The sequence below is a fragment of the Bradyrhizobium sp. UFLA05-109 genome (assembly GCF_054185165.1).
This window is the reverse complement of record NZ_JBBIAR010000028.1, coordinates 49,188-63,589: the sequence shown is the minus strand read 5'-3', so window position 1 is coordinate 63,589 and position 14,402 is coordinate 49,188. Positions and strand designations below refer to the sequence as shown.

At 62.8% G+C, this 14,402-nt stretch carries 15 protein-coding genes; 12 read left to right on the top strand and 3 right to left on the bottom strand.

The features are described 5' to 3' along the window. Window positions 1-12: 12 nt before the first annotated feature. The 3 genes from Q3C01_RS21390 to Q3C01_RS21380 all read right to left on the bottom strand — a co-directional run bounded on the left by Q3C01_RS21390 (window position 13) and on the right by Q3C01_RS21380 (window position 2,847). Window positions 13-1,515, bottom strand: a complete 1,503-nt coding sequence (locus Q3C01_RS21390; protein WP_458147285.1) for a sugar ABC transporter ATP-binding protein — start codon at window positions 1,513-1,515, stop codon at window positions 13-15. A 7-nt stretch (window positions 1,516-1,522) separates the two neighbouring features. Further along, window positions 1,523-2,545: a sugar ABC transporter substrate-binding protein gene (locus Q3C01_RS21385; RefSeq protein ID WP_458147284.1), complete on the bottom strand. Its 1,023-nt coding sequence runs from the start codon at window positions 2,543-2,545 to the stop codon at window positions 1,523-1,525. Window positions 2,546-2,685: 140 nt separating this feature from the next. Then, complete coding sequence (locus tag Q3C01_RS21380; RefSeq protein ID WP_458147283.1) at window positions 2,686-2,847, bottom strand: hypothetical protein; 162 nt, start codon at window positions 2,845-2,847, stop codon at window positions 2,686-2,688. Between the two features lie 31 nt (window positions 2,848-2,878). Here Q3C01_RS21380 and Q3C01_RS21375 point away from each other — a divergent pair, with 31 nt between their 5' ends. The 12 genes from Q3C01_RS21375 (at window position 2,879) to proS (ending at window position 14,348) form a co-directional block, all read left to right on the top strand. After that, entirely contained in the window at window positions 2,879-3,001 is a 123-nt protein-coding gene (locus tag Q3C01_RS21375; RefSeq protein ID WP_458147282.1) for a hypothetical protein, read from the top strand. Between the two features lie 550 nt (window positions 3,002-3,551). Beyond that, entirely contained in the window at window positions 3,552-3,917 is a 366-nt protein-coding gene (locus Q3C01_RS21370) for a DUF2946 family protein (protein ID WP_458147281.1), read from the top strand. Between the two features lie 55 nt (window positions 3,918-3,972). Beyond that, the gene (locus Q3C01_RS21365; protein WP_458147280.1) at window positions 3,973-4,974 is read left to right on the top strand and encodes a hypothetical protein; all 1,002 of its coding nucleotides are present in this window, start codon (window positions 3,973-3,975) and stop codon (window positions 4,972-4,974) included. Window positions 4,975-4,977: 3 nt separating this feature from the next. Continuing rightward, window positions 4,978-5,334: a copper resistance CopC family protein gene (locus tag Q3C01_RS21360; RefSeq protein ID WP_458147279.1), complete on the top strand. Its 357-nt coding sequence runs from the start codon at window positions 4,978-4,980 to the stop codon at window positions 5,332-5,334. 41 nt (window positions 5,335-5,375) lie between these two features. Beyond that, the gene (copD, locus tag Q3C01_RS21355; protein WP_458147278.1) at window positions 5,376-6,281 is read left to right on the top strand and encodes a copper homeostasis membrane protein CopD; all 906 of its coding nucleotides are present in this window, start codon (window positions 5,376-5,378) and stop codon (window positions 6,279-6,281) included. Window positions 6,282-6,358: 77 nt separating this feature from the next. Continuing rightward, window positions 6,359-6,745: a DUF2946 family protein gene (locus Q3C01_RS21350; RefSeq protein ID WP_458147277.1), complete on the top strand. Its 387-nt coding sequence runs from the start codon at window positions 6,359-6,361 to the stop codon at window positions 6,743-6,745. 86 nt (window positions 6,746-6,831) lie between these two features. Next, window positions 6,832-9,291: a TonB-dependent receptor gene (locus Q3C01_RS21345; RefSeq protein ID WP_458147276.1), complete on the top strand. Its 2,460-nt coding sequence runs from the start codon at window positions 6,832-6,834 to the stop codon at window positions 9,289-9,291. A gap of 41 nt (window positions 9,292-9,332) precedes the next feature. Then, window positions 9,333-9,863: a copper chaperone PCu(A)C gene (locus Q3C01_RS21340; RefSeq protein WP_458147275.1), complete on the top strand. Its 531-nt coding sequence runs from the start codon at window positions 9,333-9,335 to the stop codon at window positions 9,861-9,863. Window positions 9,864-9,971: 108 nt separating this feature from the next. Further along, window positions 9,972-10,748, top strand: coding sequence for a DJ-1/PfpI family protein (locus Q3C01_RS21335; RefSeq protein ID WP_458147274.1), 777 nt, complete (start codon window positions 9,972-9,974; stop codon window positions 10,746-10,748). Window positions 10,749-10,763: 15 nt separating this feature from the next. Then, window positions 10,764-11,291 (top strand): YcnI family copper-binding membrane protein, encoded by a 528-nt coding sequence (locus Q3C01_RS21330; protein ID WP_458147273.1) that lies wholly within the window; start codon window positions 10,764-10,766, stop codon window positions 11,289-11,291. After that, a complete protein-coding gene (locus Q3C01_RS21325) occupies window positions 11,291-12,853 on the top strand; it encodes a copper resistance CopC/CopD family protein (RefSeq protein ID WP_458147272.1) in 1,563 nt (520 codons plus the stop codon). The genes Q3C01_RS21330 and Q3C01_RS21325 overlap by 1 nt, the downstream gene beginning before the upstream one ends. Window positions 12,854-13,028: 175 nt before the next feature. Then, complete coding sequence (gene proS, locus Q3C01_RS21320) at window positions 13,029-14,348, top strand: proline--tRNA ligase (protein ID WP_458147271.1); 1,320 nt, start codon at window positions 13,029-13,031, stop codon at window positions 14,346-14,348. Window positions 14,349-14,402: the final 54 nt, after the last annotated feature.

Here is a 14,402-nt window from a genome sequence, read left to right as displayed (position 1 = left end):
TGGGCTTCTCCGTCACGCCGCCTCCAAAAGGCGGTCTTTGCTGACCGGTTCGTTCTTGAATTCGCGCACCACTGCGCCGCGCTTGAGCACGAGAATGCGGTCGGCCAGCGACAGCACCGTCTCCGGCTCCGTCGACAGCACGATGATCGCAAGGCCCTTGGCGCGGAGGTCGCGCACGATGTTGATGACGTCATTCTTGGCGCCGACATCCATGCCGCGGGTCGGCTCGCACAGCACGAGCAGCCGAGGCGGATAGGTCAGCCATTTCGCCAGCGCCACCTTCTGCTGATTGCCGCCGGAGAGCATGCCGAGGTCGAGGCCGACCACCGGCGGCCTGATCTGCAACTGCTCGACCTGGCGCTGAGCGATGTCGCGCTCCTGCGCCGGTTTGAGCAGCATGGCCGAAATGCGATCCAAAATGCTGATCGAGATGTTCTTGTAGACCGGCTCCTGGTGGAACAGCATGGCGCGCCGGCTCTCCGGGACGAGCGCCACGCCCGCACGTCGCGCGGCCGCGGTGGAGGCAAAGGACTTTGGCGCGCCGTCGACGATGAGCGCGCCGCTGTCAGGCTTGAGCTTGCCGAACAGGATGCGCGACAGCTCCTGCTGTCCACAGCCCATGAAGCCGTAAATGCCCAGCACCTCGCCGGAACGTGCCTCGAACGAGATGTCCTGGAGGCTGCGTGCAAGCGACAACTGGTCGACCTTCAGGACGACCGAGCCACCGTTGGCGGCGGGCAGCATGAGGTCGTCGGTGTAGCTGTGCTCGAGCGCTTCGCCGCCGCGGCCGATCATCGCCTCGATCAGGGCGCCCTTGGTGGTTGCGTGAGCCGCTGTCTCGGCGACCTTTCGTCCGTTGCGGAACACGGTCACCGTATCGGAGACGCGCAAAATGTCCTCGATGAAATGCGAGATGAAGACGATGCCCGTGCCCTCGTCGCGCAGGCGGCGCAGCGTCGCGAACAGGCGCTCGACCTCGGGTGGGGAGAGGGCGGAGGTCGGCTCGTCCAGGATGACGATGCGCGCGCCTGAGAACAGCACGCGGGCGATCTCGATGAGCTGCTGCAGGCCGATTGGAAGATCGCCGAGCCGTGTCATCGGATCGACGTCGATGCCGAAGCGGGCGAGCTGCTCGCCGGCCTCGCGCGCCATGCGCCGCCATTGCACCAGTCCAAGCCGGTTGGTCGGCTGGTTGCCGAGGAAAACGTTCTCGGCGACCGTCAGGTCGGGCGCGACGCTGAGTTCCTGATGCACCATGGCGATGCCGGTCGCGTGCGCGTCGCGGGCCGAGCGAAACCGGGTCTCTTTCCCGTCGACTAGGAAGCGGCCCGAGAATTCCGGGTGCACGCCGGCGATGATCTTCATCAGCGTGCTTTTTCCGGCGCCGTTCTCGCCGACGAGACCATGGATCTCGCCGGCGTACAGCGCGAAGTCTACACCACGAAGTGCTTCGACGCCGCCAAAGCTCTTCGTGATGCCCTGTAGTTCCAGGATCGGCGAACGGCCTTCAGGCATGGAGGAATCAGATCAGGAAGTGATCCTCCATCCACTGCATGCCGGCGGCGTTCGCCTTGGTCACGACCGGGCCATCCGTCACCACGCTCTTCGGAATGCCCTGGCCGCTCTTCTCGCCGCCGACGACCGCGGCAACCCCGGCGATGATGGCGCCGCCATGGATGCGGCAGGAGGGATTGCGAACGGTTGCGTACATGCGCCCTTCGCTCACCGCCTGGATCGCGGGTGGCATGGCGTCGACGCCACCGATCAGGATGTTGGTACGGTTGTGCGCCTTCATGATGTTGGCGGCCGCGAGCGCCATGTCGTCATTGTGGAAGAAGGCCGCATCGATCTGCGGGTATTTCGTCAGATAGGTCTCCCATAGGCGCGCAGTCTTGGAGACGTCCCAATCGGCCGGCTGGGTGTCGAGCACCTCGATGTTGGGAAACTGCTTGACGACCGAGTTGAAACCCTTCGCACGCCCTTGCGCGCCGGTGTGGCCGAGGGCTCCTTGCGTCATGATGATCTTGCCCTTGCCGCCCATGGCGTTGCACAGCGCCTGGGTCACCGAGGCGCCCATGAATTCGTTGTCAGGGGCGAGGAAGGAATGCACATTGATCTGATCCAGCGGCGCGATCAGCGTGTCCATGTCGATGACGGGCGTGCCGGCATCGATCATCTTCTGCACGGGCTGGGTGAGGGTGCCGATGCCGAAGGCCTGGATCGCCACGAAGTCCCACTTCTGCGAGGCCATGTTGTCGATGGCCGCGCGTTGCTTCACCGCGTCGAGCTGACCATCGAACCAGGTCACATCGACATTGAACAGCTTGCCCCAGAATTCCGCAGCCTGCTTGCCCTGCGCACACCAGGTGGCCTGCAGGCCTGCATTGGAGAATGCCGCCTTCAACGGCTTCTCCGAACGTCCCATCTCGGCTGCAAGTGCAGGGTTGATCCCCATGCCGCCGAGGATGGCCGCCGCGGCGCCGGCGGTCGTTGCCGCCTGAAGAAGATCGCGCCTGGTTGTCGAGAAATCTTTCGTCTCGGACATCGCTCGCTCCCATGATTTTATCGTTGGCAGCGTCATTGTTTGCGCTACCAAGACAGGCAGTGTCTCACAATCGACGAGTTCACGCTACCCGTTCTGCAATCGCGACAGTGACGCAGCGCCTTGGTGCAACGCAAAGAGAGTTAGGTAGGAATGCTGGCAAGGCCCGCGACCGCACAGAGTGGTTTCTTCCGGGCCTCATCCGTATCAGGGGACCGTTCGTCGCCCGGCAGCTCACGCAGCACATCACGGATCACGCGAAAGAACTTGATGAACAACTCTCGTGGTGTGCCGTAGGCGGTCATGCGAGGATAACTCGCGCTGGACCATGCGGACATGTCCGCGACGCTCGCCAGCGAAATCGAGGATCGCCTCGATCGTGAGCGCGCGCACCGCCCCGCCGTTTTTGCGAAACATCGCCTGCGTCCCGGGATACTCGGCAAACAGGCGCTGATATAGGTTGGTGTCAGATCGTCGCAGCCCTGCGAGCTCGAAGCTTCTCTCGATCAAGTTGCTGGGGCGTTCATCCGCGTTGGGTGTCCACACAAAAAAAGAGAGCGGGGCCCTAGCCCCGCTCAAAAATTGTGTCGACCCTATTATCCCCGATATCTGAGATTTGATCTTGATTGAACGGGGCGACGCTGCGTTTTGCGCGCCAGGGGCTCCTCCCGAGACTTGGACCACCAGACTTCGACCTCGCGGCCAGCCTGAGCAAAGAGATGCTAGATCAACTTTTCTCACTTGTCATCATTTTCGGCAACGATTGTTCAAAATTCGAGCAGTTAACGAAATGATCGGGCTTTTTCTTCCTAAGCATATGACAAATATGAGAAATCTGTGGATATGCGGTTGCCCCGCATCTGCCTCAAATGCCGGATCGTCAGCCTTCGGCCTGGCGCGCTGACCACAGTTTTCGAGATATTTGTGATCGCGCAAGCAGACGGCTGAAGTGACCTCGACTCGTACTCAGTGCGGTGTTTAGTTGCTAGCCGAACGAATGGTTCGGCGAATGCGCGCGCGGCTGCAAAAATACCTGCCCCTGGTCCTGCTCGCTCTCGCGATGCAGGTGCTGGCGCCGGTTGCTGCCTGCTGGGCCGCGGGATTTGCGGTCGCCGATCCGCTTCAGAATGCGGTGATCTGCCACAGCACCGATGCATCAGGTGCAGGCGCGGACGGTCAGGCCGGTGCGCAGACAGGCAGTTGTTCGATCTGCTGCCTGGCGCAGGTCAATGCGTCGCTTGATTCGCCGCAGGCTACCTTCGCGAATCCGTTCTGGCTCGTTGAACCTGTGGTGTGGCATGAGCAGACTGCCCCCGCGGCCACATCGCACGGCGGATCCAACGCCCGCGCACGAGCGCCTCCGCAATTGACGTGAGCCTGGCGGCCAACCGGTCGCCGAATTCGCACGTCAGCATCGCGGAGGTTCTCAAATGTCCTTCTGTCTTACACGTGCGAGCCTTCTGGGGCTCGTCCTCGCGCTCGTCCCTCATTCGGGAAGCGTTGCCCACGAGATCGTTGGCAATCGCTTCTTTCCGGCAACGCTGGGCATCGATGATCCCGGCGTAAACGACGAACTATCGCTTCCCACGGTCGACAGCTTCAAAACCGGCGACATTCCGCCCGTTCGGCAGCGGGACGTGTCCGGCGAATTTTCCAAGCGGATCACCGAGGATTTCGCGATCTCGTTTGGGACAACCTACACATTTCTCGGCCCGATCGATCCAACAGCACCCGGAGCCAACGAATTTCAGAACCTGGAGACCACCTTCAAATATCGGGTTTTCAAAGACCCCGTGCATGAGTTCGTGATGTCGGTCGGCCTCAGCGTCGAATGGGGCGGTACCGGTGCGGCGAATGTCGGCGCCGATCCCTTCAACACCTACACGCCGACCATCTATTTCGGCAAAGGCTTTGGCGATCTGCCGGACACACTGTCGTGGCTGAGGCCGGTGGCGATCACGGGCCAGGTCGGCTACGCGATCCCGGCCCGGAATTTCACAACTACGTTCGGAATAGATCCGGATACGGGCGAGCTGACGGCCGATACCGAATTCCATCCGCGCGTGCTGAACTGGGGTGGAACCATCCAATACAGCATGCCCTATCTGAAATCTGCCGTGATGGATCTCGGCCTGCCGGATTTCGTAAATCACCTGATCCCTTTGGTGGAAGCAACCTTGCAGACCCCAGTGGCGAACACGCTGACCTCAGGGACAACGACGACAGGGACCATCAATCCGGGGGTTATCTGGGTCGGCAATCAGTTTCAGGTCGGCTTGGAGGCGCTGATTCCCATCAACCGGCAAAGCGGGACCAATGTGGGCGTGATCGCTCAGCTGCACATGTATCTCGACGACATCGATCCGCGCGGTATCGGCAAGCCGCTCTTCGGCGGCCCGGTCCAACCCGCCAGCCCCTTCCCGAGGAATTGACCGATGCGGCACTTATCTCTGGTTTCAATCGTCCCGCTGCTTGTTCTGTTCTCGACCGGCGAAGCGACCGCCCACGCGTTTCTCGACCATGCCGAGCCGCGTGTCGGCAACAAGGTGGCAAGCCCCCCGCACGAGGTGACGCTCTGGTTTACCCAGAAACTGGAGGCCGCGTTCAGCTCGATAAGCGTCACGGGTCCCTCCGGCCAGCGCGTCGACGCCGGCAAGGCGCACGTCAGTGGCAACCAGATGTCGGTCCCGCTGAAGTCGGGAGGGGCAGGCACGTACCGCGTGAACTGGCGCGTGCTGTCCGTGGACACCCACACGACGGACGGCAGCTTCACCTTCCAGGTCGGTCCATGAAGGCCTGACCGCCGATGGACTGGTCAGCAGCAGAAGCGCCGTTGGTCGCAACGCGCGCCGTGCACTTCGCGGCAACCGCGATCACGGTTGGAGACGTGATATTTCGGACCGTCATCGTTGCGCCGGTCGTGCGCTCGGAGGGGACTGCGGCTGGGTCGTTCGGTGCTCCCACCTCATGGGTCTCGTGGCTCGGTCTTGCCTTCGCGGTGATCTCCGGCGCGATCTGGTTAGTGCTTCAGGCCGCCTCGATGAGCGGGATGCCGCTCGATGAGGCAATGTCCGCAGATGTGTTGTCGACGGTGATCAACGAAACGCAGTTCGGCCAGGTGACGATGCTTCGAGCAGGATTTGCGATCTGTCTCGCGGCTTGCCTCGTCTATGATCGCGTGGCGATCGCGCGATGGGGTGGATTTGCCGCCGCGCTCGCATTCGCCGCAAGTCTTGCCTGGTGTGGCCATGCCGGCTCGACCGCCGGCGAGGCAGGGTACCTGCATCTTGCCGCGGATACGCTGCATCTGGCGGCCAGCGCGGCCTGGATCGGTGGCTTGGCGTCATTAATCCTGTTCCTGGTCGCGGCCTGCCGAAAGAAGGCGATTTCGCTCGCCCGTGACGTCGTGGGCCGTTTCTCGATCATGGGCATGGTCAGCGTGGCAATGCTGCTGCTCACGGGATTCATCAACGCCGCCATCCTAGTGGGCTCGGTTCACGCGCTGGTCGTCACCGAGTATGGACGGCTGCTGCTGCTCAAGCTTGTCCTGTTCACGTTTATGCTGGTGCTCGCCCTGGTCAACCGGCTGGTGCTGACTCCGCGGCTTGCTCCAGCCGGGCGCGGCGCGTTGCGCTGGCTTACACGAACCAGCATCGTCGAGCTTGCTCTTGGCCTTGCCATTCTCGGCATTGTCGGGAGGCTTGGCACAATGCATCCCGCGATACACTTGGTGAATTGAATGGTTGTTCTGCGTCAATCGCGTGAAAGAGCGATCTCGACTCCATGGCGAATGGCGTCTAGTTAGTAAGCGAACGAATGGTTCGGCGGATGCGGGCGCGGCTGCACAAATATTTACCCCTGGTCCTGATCGCATTGGCGATGCAGGTGCTGGCGCCGATTGCCGCCTGCTGGGCAGCCGGCGTTGCGGTCGCCGATCCGCTTCAGAGCGCCGTGATCTGCCATGCCAACGGCGGTTCAGGTGCAGGCATTGACGACCGGACCGGTGCACTCGGCTCACATTCAGGCGCTTGCTCGCTCTGCTGCCTGGCACAGGCGAGCGCATCTCTCGATGCGCCGCAGACCGTCTTTGCGACATCTTTACGATCTGCCGAATGTGTGGTGTGGCACGACGGGGCAGATCGTGTCGCCGTGCCTCGCGGCGGCTCCAACGCGCAGGCGCGCGCACCACCTCGATTTTCCTGACGACACTCCTGTGATCGCCGCGGCGCGTCCGCCGGTGGCTGATGCTGTCGATTGGCCGGAGAGAAAGCCGGCGTCAGGACATTTCCATGTTACTTCGCCATGCCCGCTGTGGCGTGAGTGTCGTTGCCGTCCAGGCCGCGCTGCTTACGTCGATAGGCGGAGCCGCTGCCCAGAGCAGCGAAAACGCATTGCCGCCGGTGACGGTCGATGCGCCAATTGCGGCACCACATAAGCCGCCCAAGCCGGCCGTCCAATCCGCGGCAGCGCGAAACCGGAGCGCGAATCCTGCAAGCCCTGTGGAAGGGCCGCCTGCGGCCGTCGCCACCAGCGGGCAGGGCACCGCTCGCGCCTCGCTGGAGACCCCGCCGGCCGTGGCGCGCTATCAGCTTCCGCAAACCTCGTTCAGCATCACTGCCAAGGAGATCGATGAGACGATCAACCTCAAAGACCCCGAGGATGCCGTCAAATACATGCCGAGCCTGTTCGTGCGGAAACGGCACGACGGCGACAACCAGGCGGTGCTGGCGACGCGAAGCTGGGGGCTCAATTCCAGCGCGCGCACGCTGATCTATTACGACGATCTCCTGATTTCGGCGCTGATCGGAAACAACAACTCGGGCGCCTCGCCGAAGTGGAATCTGATCGTGCCGGAGGCGATCGGCCGGGTCGACTATCTCAACGGTCCGTTCGCCGCGGCCTATCCCGGCAACTCGATCGGCGGCGTGCTGCTGATCACGTCGAAGATGCCGGACAAGCCGTTTGCGACAGCCAAGGAAACGGTCTCGGTGATGCCTTGGAGCCAGTACGGTACCATGAGCACCTACCTCACCAGCCAGACCAGTGCGGCTGCAGGCAATCGCGACGGTGCGCTTTCATGGCTCATCAGCGCGAACTATCGTGACAGCTATCAGCAGCCGCTGAGCTATGTGACGAATGGCTCGGTCCCGGCCAGGACGACAGGCACCTTCATCGCACCGAGCCGGACCGGCGGTGTGGCCGATGTCGTCGGCGCCGGCGCCGTGGCGCACTCGCAGCAGACGTCGGGGAATGTCAGGCTCGCCTACGACCTGACCCCGCTGGTGCAGGCGACCTATTCGTTCGCGGTCTGGAACAATCACCAGACCTCGGAGCCGCAGGCCTATCTGCGATCGACCGTGACGGGCCAGCCGACATTTGCGGGCCTCTCGGGATTTGCTCCCAACAAATACACCTGGGACGAGCTTCATGTGAGCAACGCCATCTCGCTCCGGAGCGATACCAAGGGCGTCTTCGATTTTGAGCTTTCGGCATCGAGCTACAATTACCTTCAGGATACTCTTCTCAACCCGTACACCGTCGTCGCGTCGCCCGGGCTCGGCTACTCGCTGAACGGCAAGGTAACGCGCATGGACGGCACCAACTGGCAGAACGCCGATGCCAAGGGCATTTGGCGTCCCGACGGGATCGACGGTTCGCATGAGGTGAGCTTCGGCGTTCACGGGGACCGCTACAGGCTCGAGAATCCTGTCTTTGCCTCCACGGTTTGGTATGCGGCTCCCTCGACGGGGAACGGGCTGCTCTACTCAACGGGTGTCGGCGAGACGCGAACCGAGGCGCTCTGGGTTCATGACGCCTGGAAGATCGCACCGAACGTCAAGCTGACTCTCGGCGGACGATTGGAGAGTTGGCAGGCCCTCGATGGCCTCAACGTCAACACGACGGCGACTGGCGCCGGTGCCATCACGTCGGTGACGACCACGCAACAGCCGTCGCTATCGTCGACCAACTTCTCGCCGAAGGTCTCGCTCTCGTATGACCCCAACAAGGATTGGAACATCACTGCGAATTTCGGCGAGGCGTATCGCTACCCGACGGTGACGGAGCTTTATCAGAACATTTCCGTCAGCAACATCACTTACCTTGCCAATCCGCTGCTCGCGCCCGAGCAGGATTTCACCGGCGAACTCAATCTCGAACGACGTTGGCAGGACGGCCGGATCAGGTTCACGGTCTTCGGCGAACGCACGAACAACGCGCTGATCTCGCAGACGACCACCGTAACTGACGTGTCCGGAAACCAGTCGTTTCAGACGGCGGTCAGCAACGTCGCCGCTATCCGCATGCGAGGCGTCGAATTGTCGGCCGACAAGGACAACGTCCTGATCAGCGGCCTGCAGCTCTTTGGCAGCGTCACTTACGTCGATTCCAGGATCATTTCGGATCCAACCTGGGCAGGAGCGACCACTGTCATCGGCAAACGCGTGCCCTATGTTCCGGACTGGCGCGCGAAAGTCGGCGTCAGCTATCGTCAGAACGAGAGCTGGGTCTACACCGTTGCCGCGCGCTACACCGGCAAGCAGTATGCGACCCTCGACAATACCGACGTCGTTCCCCACGTGTACCAGGCGTTCGATCCGTACTTCGTCGTCGACATGAAAATCCACTACAATGCGACGAAGAGTTTCTCGTTCGATTTCGGCATCGATAATCTCTTCAACTACCAGTACTTCCTGTTCCATCCGTTTCCGGGACGAACCTTCGTTCTTGCCGGCAAGTACACGTTCTGACGGGTGGGATGGGCGCAACGATGAAAAGAAAGGCTAGCCACATGAACAAGCTCTCACGCATCCTCGCGCTTGCAGCGCTCTCGGCATTGGCGTTCGGCACACCCGGCCGCGCCGACGACGTCAAGGCCGGCGACCTCGTCATCACGCAGGCCTGGAGCAGGGCCACGCCAGGCGGAGCAAAGGTCGCCGGCGGCTATCTGACGATCGAGAACAAGGGGATTGCGCCGGATAGGCTGATCAGCGTCTCGGCCGAGATCGCCGGCAAAATCGAGGTCCACGAGATGGCGATGGACAACGGCGTGATGAAAATGCGCCCGCTCGACAAGGGTCTCGCGATCGAGCCGGGAAAGACCGTGAAGCTGGCGCCGGGCGGCTATCATCTGATGATGCAGGAGCTGAAGGGGCCGCTCAAGCAGGGCGACAAGGTCCCGGTCACGCTTCAGTTCGAGAAGGCCGGCAAGATAGCCGTCACCCTCGATGTCCAGGCCGTCGGCGCGCCAGCACCGGGTGGCGGGCATGGCGGACGCATGGATATGCAGAAATCGCCGGATCACTCAGGGATGAAGATGTAAGGGTGTGGTGTTTATCAAACCATTGAGCCTTTCCGCTTCTGCGGCACGCGGATCCAGTCGATCTCGTCTCGCCCGTCCTCGTTCGCTGACGTTTTGTGGAGCAAGTGCATGGATCGAAGGGAATTCAACACGACGTTGGCGGCCGCGTCCTTGCTCAACCTCGTCGCGCCGGCCGCGCTTGCGCAGCCGGCGTCGCCCGCTCGCCCGCGCGTGGGCCTGTTGATCTATTCCGACATGATCCTGCTTGATCTGGCCGGCCCGCTCACCGTGTTCAGCATCATGCAGGCGGAGGTCCACCTGATTGGCAAAACCGAGCAGCCGGTCACGACCGATGTCCGCTTGCCCGTTGCGCCGACGGTAAGCTTCCAGAACGCGCCGAAGATGTTCGACGTGTTGTTCGTGCCCGGAGGCCTGAAGGGAACGGTCGCTGCGATGCAGGACCGTGAGACCGTCGAATTCCTCAAGCAGCAGGGTGAAGCCGCGCGCCTCGTCACAAGCGTGTGTACTGGCTCGCTCCTGCTTGGCGCTGCGGGTCTGCTCAGGAGTTATCAGGCCACTTCGCACTGGTACGTTCGCGATCTGCTGGCGCATATGGGCGCGGTCGTACGCAGGGATCGCGTGGTCGAGGATCGCAACCGGGTGACAGGTGCCGGCGTGACGGCTGGCATCGACTTTGCGCTCGCGATCGCGGCGCAGCTTGCTGGCGAGGAGGCTGCGCGGCGAATCCAGCTGGTGATCGAGTACGATCCTAAGCCGCCCTTCGATTCCGGATCGCCTGAGCATGCCGGTCCTGCGCTGGTGAGCGACGTCTTGAAGCGGCGGCAGGACCTCATTCGTGAAGCGGAAGCCGCGGCAAAGGCGGCTGGCGCTGCAATGAATCTGTGAGCAAGTGAGGCTCCAATGCGAAAAGGTTTGATTTACGCCACCACGATGGCGGCATGCGCGCTGGCGGGCTCGTCCGCAAGCGCGCATATCTCGCTGGAGACCAAGCAGGCGACTGTCGGCGCGTCCTACAAGGCCGTGTTTGCCGTGCCGCATGGCTGTGCCGGCTCGCCGACGGTGAAGATCCGCGTGCAGATCCCTGAAGGCGTCATCGCCGTGAAGCCGATGCCAAAGGCTGGCTGGAGCGTCGACGTCGTCGAGGGCAAGTACGCGGGCGAATACGACTATCACGGCAACAAGGTCTCTTCCGGGCCTAAGGAAGTGGTGTGGTCGGGCGGCAAGTTACCGGATCACAACTATGATGAGTTCGTGATCAGCACATTTCTCACCGAAAGCCTGAAGCCGAACACGACGCTGTATTTTCCAGTCGTGCAGGAGTGCGAGAAGGGCGTCAGCCGCTGGATCGAGATCCCTGCGGAGGGGGCGGCCAATTCGCATGAGGGCAAATCGCCCGCGCCCGGCCTGAAGCTGCTGCCAAAGCCCTGATGCGCGTCCTCGCCGCGCTCGCGACGCTGCTGCTCTGCATCGGGTTTGCGACCGGTGCGTGGGCGCATGCGGCGCTGGTCTCCGTCGAGCCGGCCAATGGCAGCATCGTTGCGAGCGCGCCGAAGAGTGTCGAGCTGCGCTTCAACGAGGCGGTGAGACCTGGCGCGATTCGGCTGATCGACGGGACCGGAAAGGCGCGCGAGGAGGCGCGCGTCAGCGCATCCGGTGAGACCATTTCGATCGCGGTGCCGCAGGATCTGCCGCAAGGCACTTCGGTCGTCAGCTATCGCGTGATCTCGCAGGACGGCCATCCCGTCGCGGGATCGGTCATCTTCTCGATCGGCGCGCCATCCGCGACGCAAGTCCCCGCGGCTGCCGATGGCGGCGTGAACGCACTGATCTGGTTGACGCGGCTAGGGCTCTATCTCGGGCTCTTCGCGGGCGTCGGCGGCGTGTTCTTTGCGGTCTGGATCGCGCGGTCGGCGAATGGAATGCTTCTGCCGCGTGTGGCGCTTGTCGTAGGCGTGCTGAGCGCGATCGCCTCGATTCCGCTGTTGGGGCTCGATCTCCTCGGTCTGTCGCTCACTGCATTTCCGACGCCGGCGTCCTGGGCGGTTGCATTCACGACGAGTGCCGGCCCCGCGCTTCTGATCGCGATGGCCGCGATGCTGGTTGCTGGCCTCGCGCTGCGCGGAGGGCAGGGCGCGCGGGTTCTCTCGGCCATCGCGCTCGCCGGCGTCGGCCTGTCGCTCGCCAGCACCGGCCACGCCGCGACTGCACCGCTGGAGGCGCTGACCCGGCCGGCGGTCTTCCTTCACGGCCTCGGCATCGCGATCTGGACCGGCGCCCTGGCGCCACTGGTCGTCCTTGTGTCGAGCCCGACCACCGCCACATTGCCGATCCTGAACCGGTTCTCCCGCATTGCCGTGCCTGTTCTCGCCATCCTGGCGCTGACGGGCCTGACGCTGGCGAGCATTCAGCTTGAGAGCTTTACTGCCCTGGTCGAGACCAGGTACGGCGTCATCCTTTCGATCAAGCTCGCGCTGGTCGCCGCGCTGCTGGCGCTCGCCGCACTGAATCGCTTTCGCTTGACGCCGGCACTGGCCAAGAGCCTCAAGGCAGCCCCTGCTCTGAGGCGCTCGATCATAGCCGAAGGCGTGCTTGCGCTTGCCATCTTCGCCCTCGTCGCCGGTTGGCGCTTTACGCCGCCGCCGCGCACGATTGTCCCGGAGACGCCGCTGGCGATCCATATCCACGGCGAGAAGGCGATGTTCCAGGTCCTCGTGTCGCCCGGCAAAACCGGCACCGACGACTTTGTCCTCCAGCTCATGACCGGGGAGGCGACGCCTCTCCAGGCGAAGGAGGCGACGCTGACGCTGAGCCTGCCGGAGCGCGGCATCGAGCCGATCGAATACGCCGCCGAGCTCGGCACCGACGGCTACTGGCACGTGCGCAAGGTCGAGCTGCCATTCGCCGGCCGCTGGCATGTGCGCATCGACGCGCTGGTGACCGATTTCGAGAAGATCACGCTCGAGGACGAGCTCGAGGTCCCGCCGCGCTGAAGGCCTCGCCTCCGGGTTCCGAAACGGCGCAAGGTCATCTTCATGCGGGACCTCAAGGAAACAGAAAAATGACAGGAATTTCGTCGCGTTAGCGCGTTTTCCTCATTCCCGGCCTTGTGTTTTCGCTCCCAATCCGGTTTCACTGCAACCCCTCACTGATTCTTCGAGTGTATCCATGCGGTTGTCGCGGTTCTTTCTGCCCATCCTGAAAGAAAATCCGAAAGAGGCGGAGATCGTCTCGCATCGCCTGATGCTGCGCGCAGGCATGATCAGGCAGGAGGCCGCCGGCATCTATGCCTGGCTGCCGCTCGGCTTCCGCGTGCTGAAGAAGATCGAGCAGATCGTGCGCGAGGAGCAGGATCGCTCCGGCGCGATCGAGGTGTTGATGCCGACCTTGCAGCTTGCCGATCTCTGGCGCGAGAGCGGCCGCTATGATGCCTATGGTCCGGAGATGCTGCGCATCGCCGACCGCCACAAACGCGAGCTCCTGTACGGGCCGACCAACGAGGAAATGATCACCGAGATCTTCCGCGCCTATGTGAAGTCCTACAAGAACCTGCCGCTCAATCTCTATCATATTCAATGGAAGTTCCGCGACGAGCAACGTCCTCGCTTCGGCGTGATGCGCGGCCGTGAATTCCTGATGAAGGATGCCTATTCCTTCGATCTCAACGAGGCGGCCGCGCGCGTCGCCTACAACAAGATGTTCGTCGCGTATTTGCGCACCTTCGCACGGATGGGGCTGAAGGCGATCCCGATGCGTGCCGAGACCGGCCCGATCGGCGGCGATCTCAGTCACGAATTCATCGTGCTCGCCGAGACCGGCGAGTCCGGTGTCTTCATCAATCGCGACGTGCTCGATCTGCCGGTGCCTGGTGAGGACGTCGACTACGAGAGTGATCTTACGCCGATCATCAAGCAGTGGACCTCGGTCTATGCCGCGACCGAAGACGTGCACGACACCGCGCGCTTCGAGCAGGAGGTGCCCGAAGCCAAGCGGCTTAATACCCGCGGCATCGAGGTCGGCCAGATCTTCTATTTCGGCACCAAATATTCCGAGCCGATGAAGGCGATGGTGGCGGGGCCCGACGGCGTCGACGTGCCGATCCACGGCGGCTCCTACGGCGTCGGCGTCTCGCGCCTCGTCGGTGCCATCATCGAGGCCTGCCATGACGAGGCCGGCATCAAATGGCCGGAAGCGGTGGCGCCGTTCCGCGCCGTCGTGCTCAACCTCAAGCAGGGCGATACCGCCGTGGATGCGGCCTGCGAAAAGCTCTATGCCGAACTCCAGGCCAAGGGCGTCGACGTGCTCTATGACGACACCGACCAGCGCGCCGGCGCCAAATTCGCTGCCGCCGACCTGATCGGCATCCCCTGGCAGATCATGATCGGGCCGAAGGGGCTCGCCGACGGCAAGGTCGAGATCAAGCGGCGCGCCGACGGCTCGCGCGAGACCATGTCGCCGGCCGACGCGGTCGCTCGCCTGATCGGCTGAATATTATCCACCGCACGATTGCGGGGCAGGCAATCCGGCCACAATTGACCCCGA

Bases quoted from the DNA above. Each gene is read 5' to 3' on its own strand.
- Q3C01_RS21375 (WP_458147282.1), top strand. From the start codon at position 2,879: ATGTCCGCGACGCTCGCCAGCGAAATCGAGGATCGCCTCGATCGTGAG.
- Q3C01_RS21325 (WP_458147272.1), top strand. From the start codon at position 11,291: ATGCGCGTCCTCGCCGCGCTCGCGACGCTGCTGCTCTGCATCGGGTTT.
- Q3C01_RS21330 (WP_458147273.1), top strand. From the start codon at position 10,764: ATGCGAAAAGGTTTGATTTACGCCACCACGATGGCGGCATGCGCGCTG.
- Q3C01_RS21350 (WP_458147277.1), top strand. From the start codon at position 6,359: ATGGTTCGGCGGATGCGGGCGCGGCTGCACAAATATTTACCCCTGGTC.
- Q3C01_RS21380 (WP_458147283.1), bottom strand. From the start codon at position 2,847: ATGACCGCCTACGGCACACCACGAGAGTTGTTCATCAAGTTCTTTCGC.
- proS (WP_458147271.1), top strand. From the start codon at position 13,029: ATGCGGTTGTCGCGGTTCTTTCTGCCCATCCTGAAAGAAAATCCGAAA.
- Q3C01_RS21390 (WP_458147285.1), bottom strand. From the start codon at position 1,515: ATGCCTGAAGGCCGTTCGCCGATCCTGGAACTACAGGGCATCACGAAG.
- Q3C01_RS21385 (WP_458147284.1), bottom strand. From the start codon at position 2,545: ATGTCCGAGACGAAAGATTTCTCGACAACCAGGCGCGATCTTCTTCAG.
- Q3C01_RS21340 (WP_458147275.1), top strand. From the start codon at position 9,333: ATGAACAAGCTCTCACGCATCCTCGCGCTTGCAGCGCTCTCGGCATTG.
- Q3C01_RS21360 (WP_458147279.1), top strand. From the start codon at position 4,978: ATGCGGCACTTATCTCTGGTTTCAATCGTCCCGCTGCTTGTTCTGTTC.
- Q3C01_RS21370 (WP_458147281.1), top strand. From the start codon at position 3,552: ATGCGCGCGCGGCTGCAAAAATACCTGCCCCTGGTCCTGCTCGCTCTC.
- Q3C01_RS21335 (WP_458147274.1), top strand. From the start codon at position 9,972: ATGGATCGAAGGGAATTCAACACGACGTTGGCGGCCGCGTCCTTGCTC.
- Q3C01_RS21365 (WP_458147280.1), top strand. From the start codon at position 3,973: ATGTCCTTCTGTCTTACACGTGCGAGCCTTCTGGGGCTCGTCCTCGCG.
- Q3C01_RS21345 (WP_458147276.1), top strand. From the start codon at position 6,832: ATGTTACTTCGCCATGCCCGCTGTGGCGTGAGTGTCGTTGCCGTCCAG.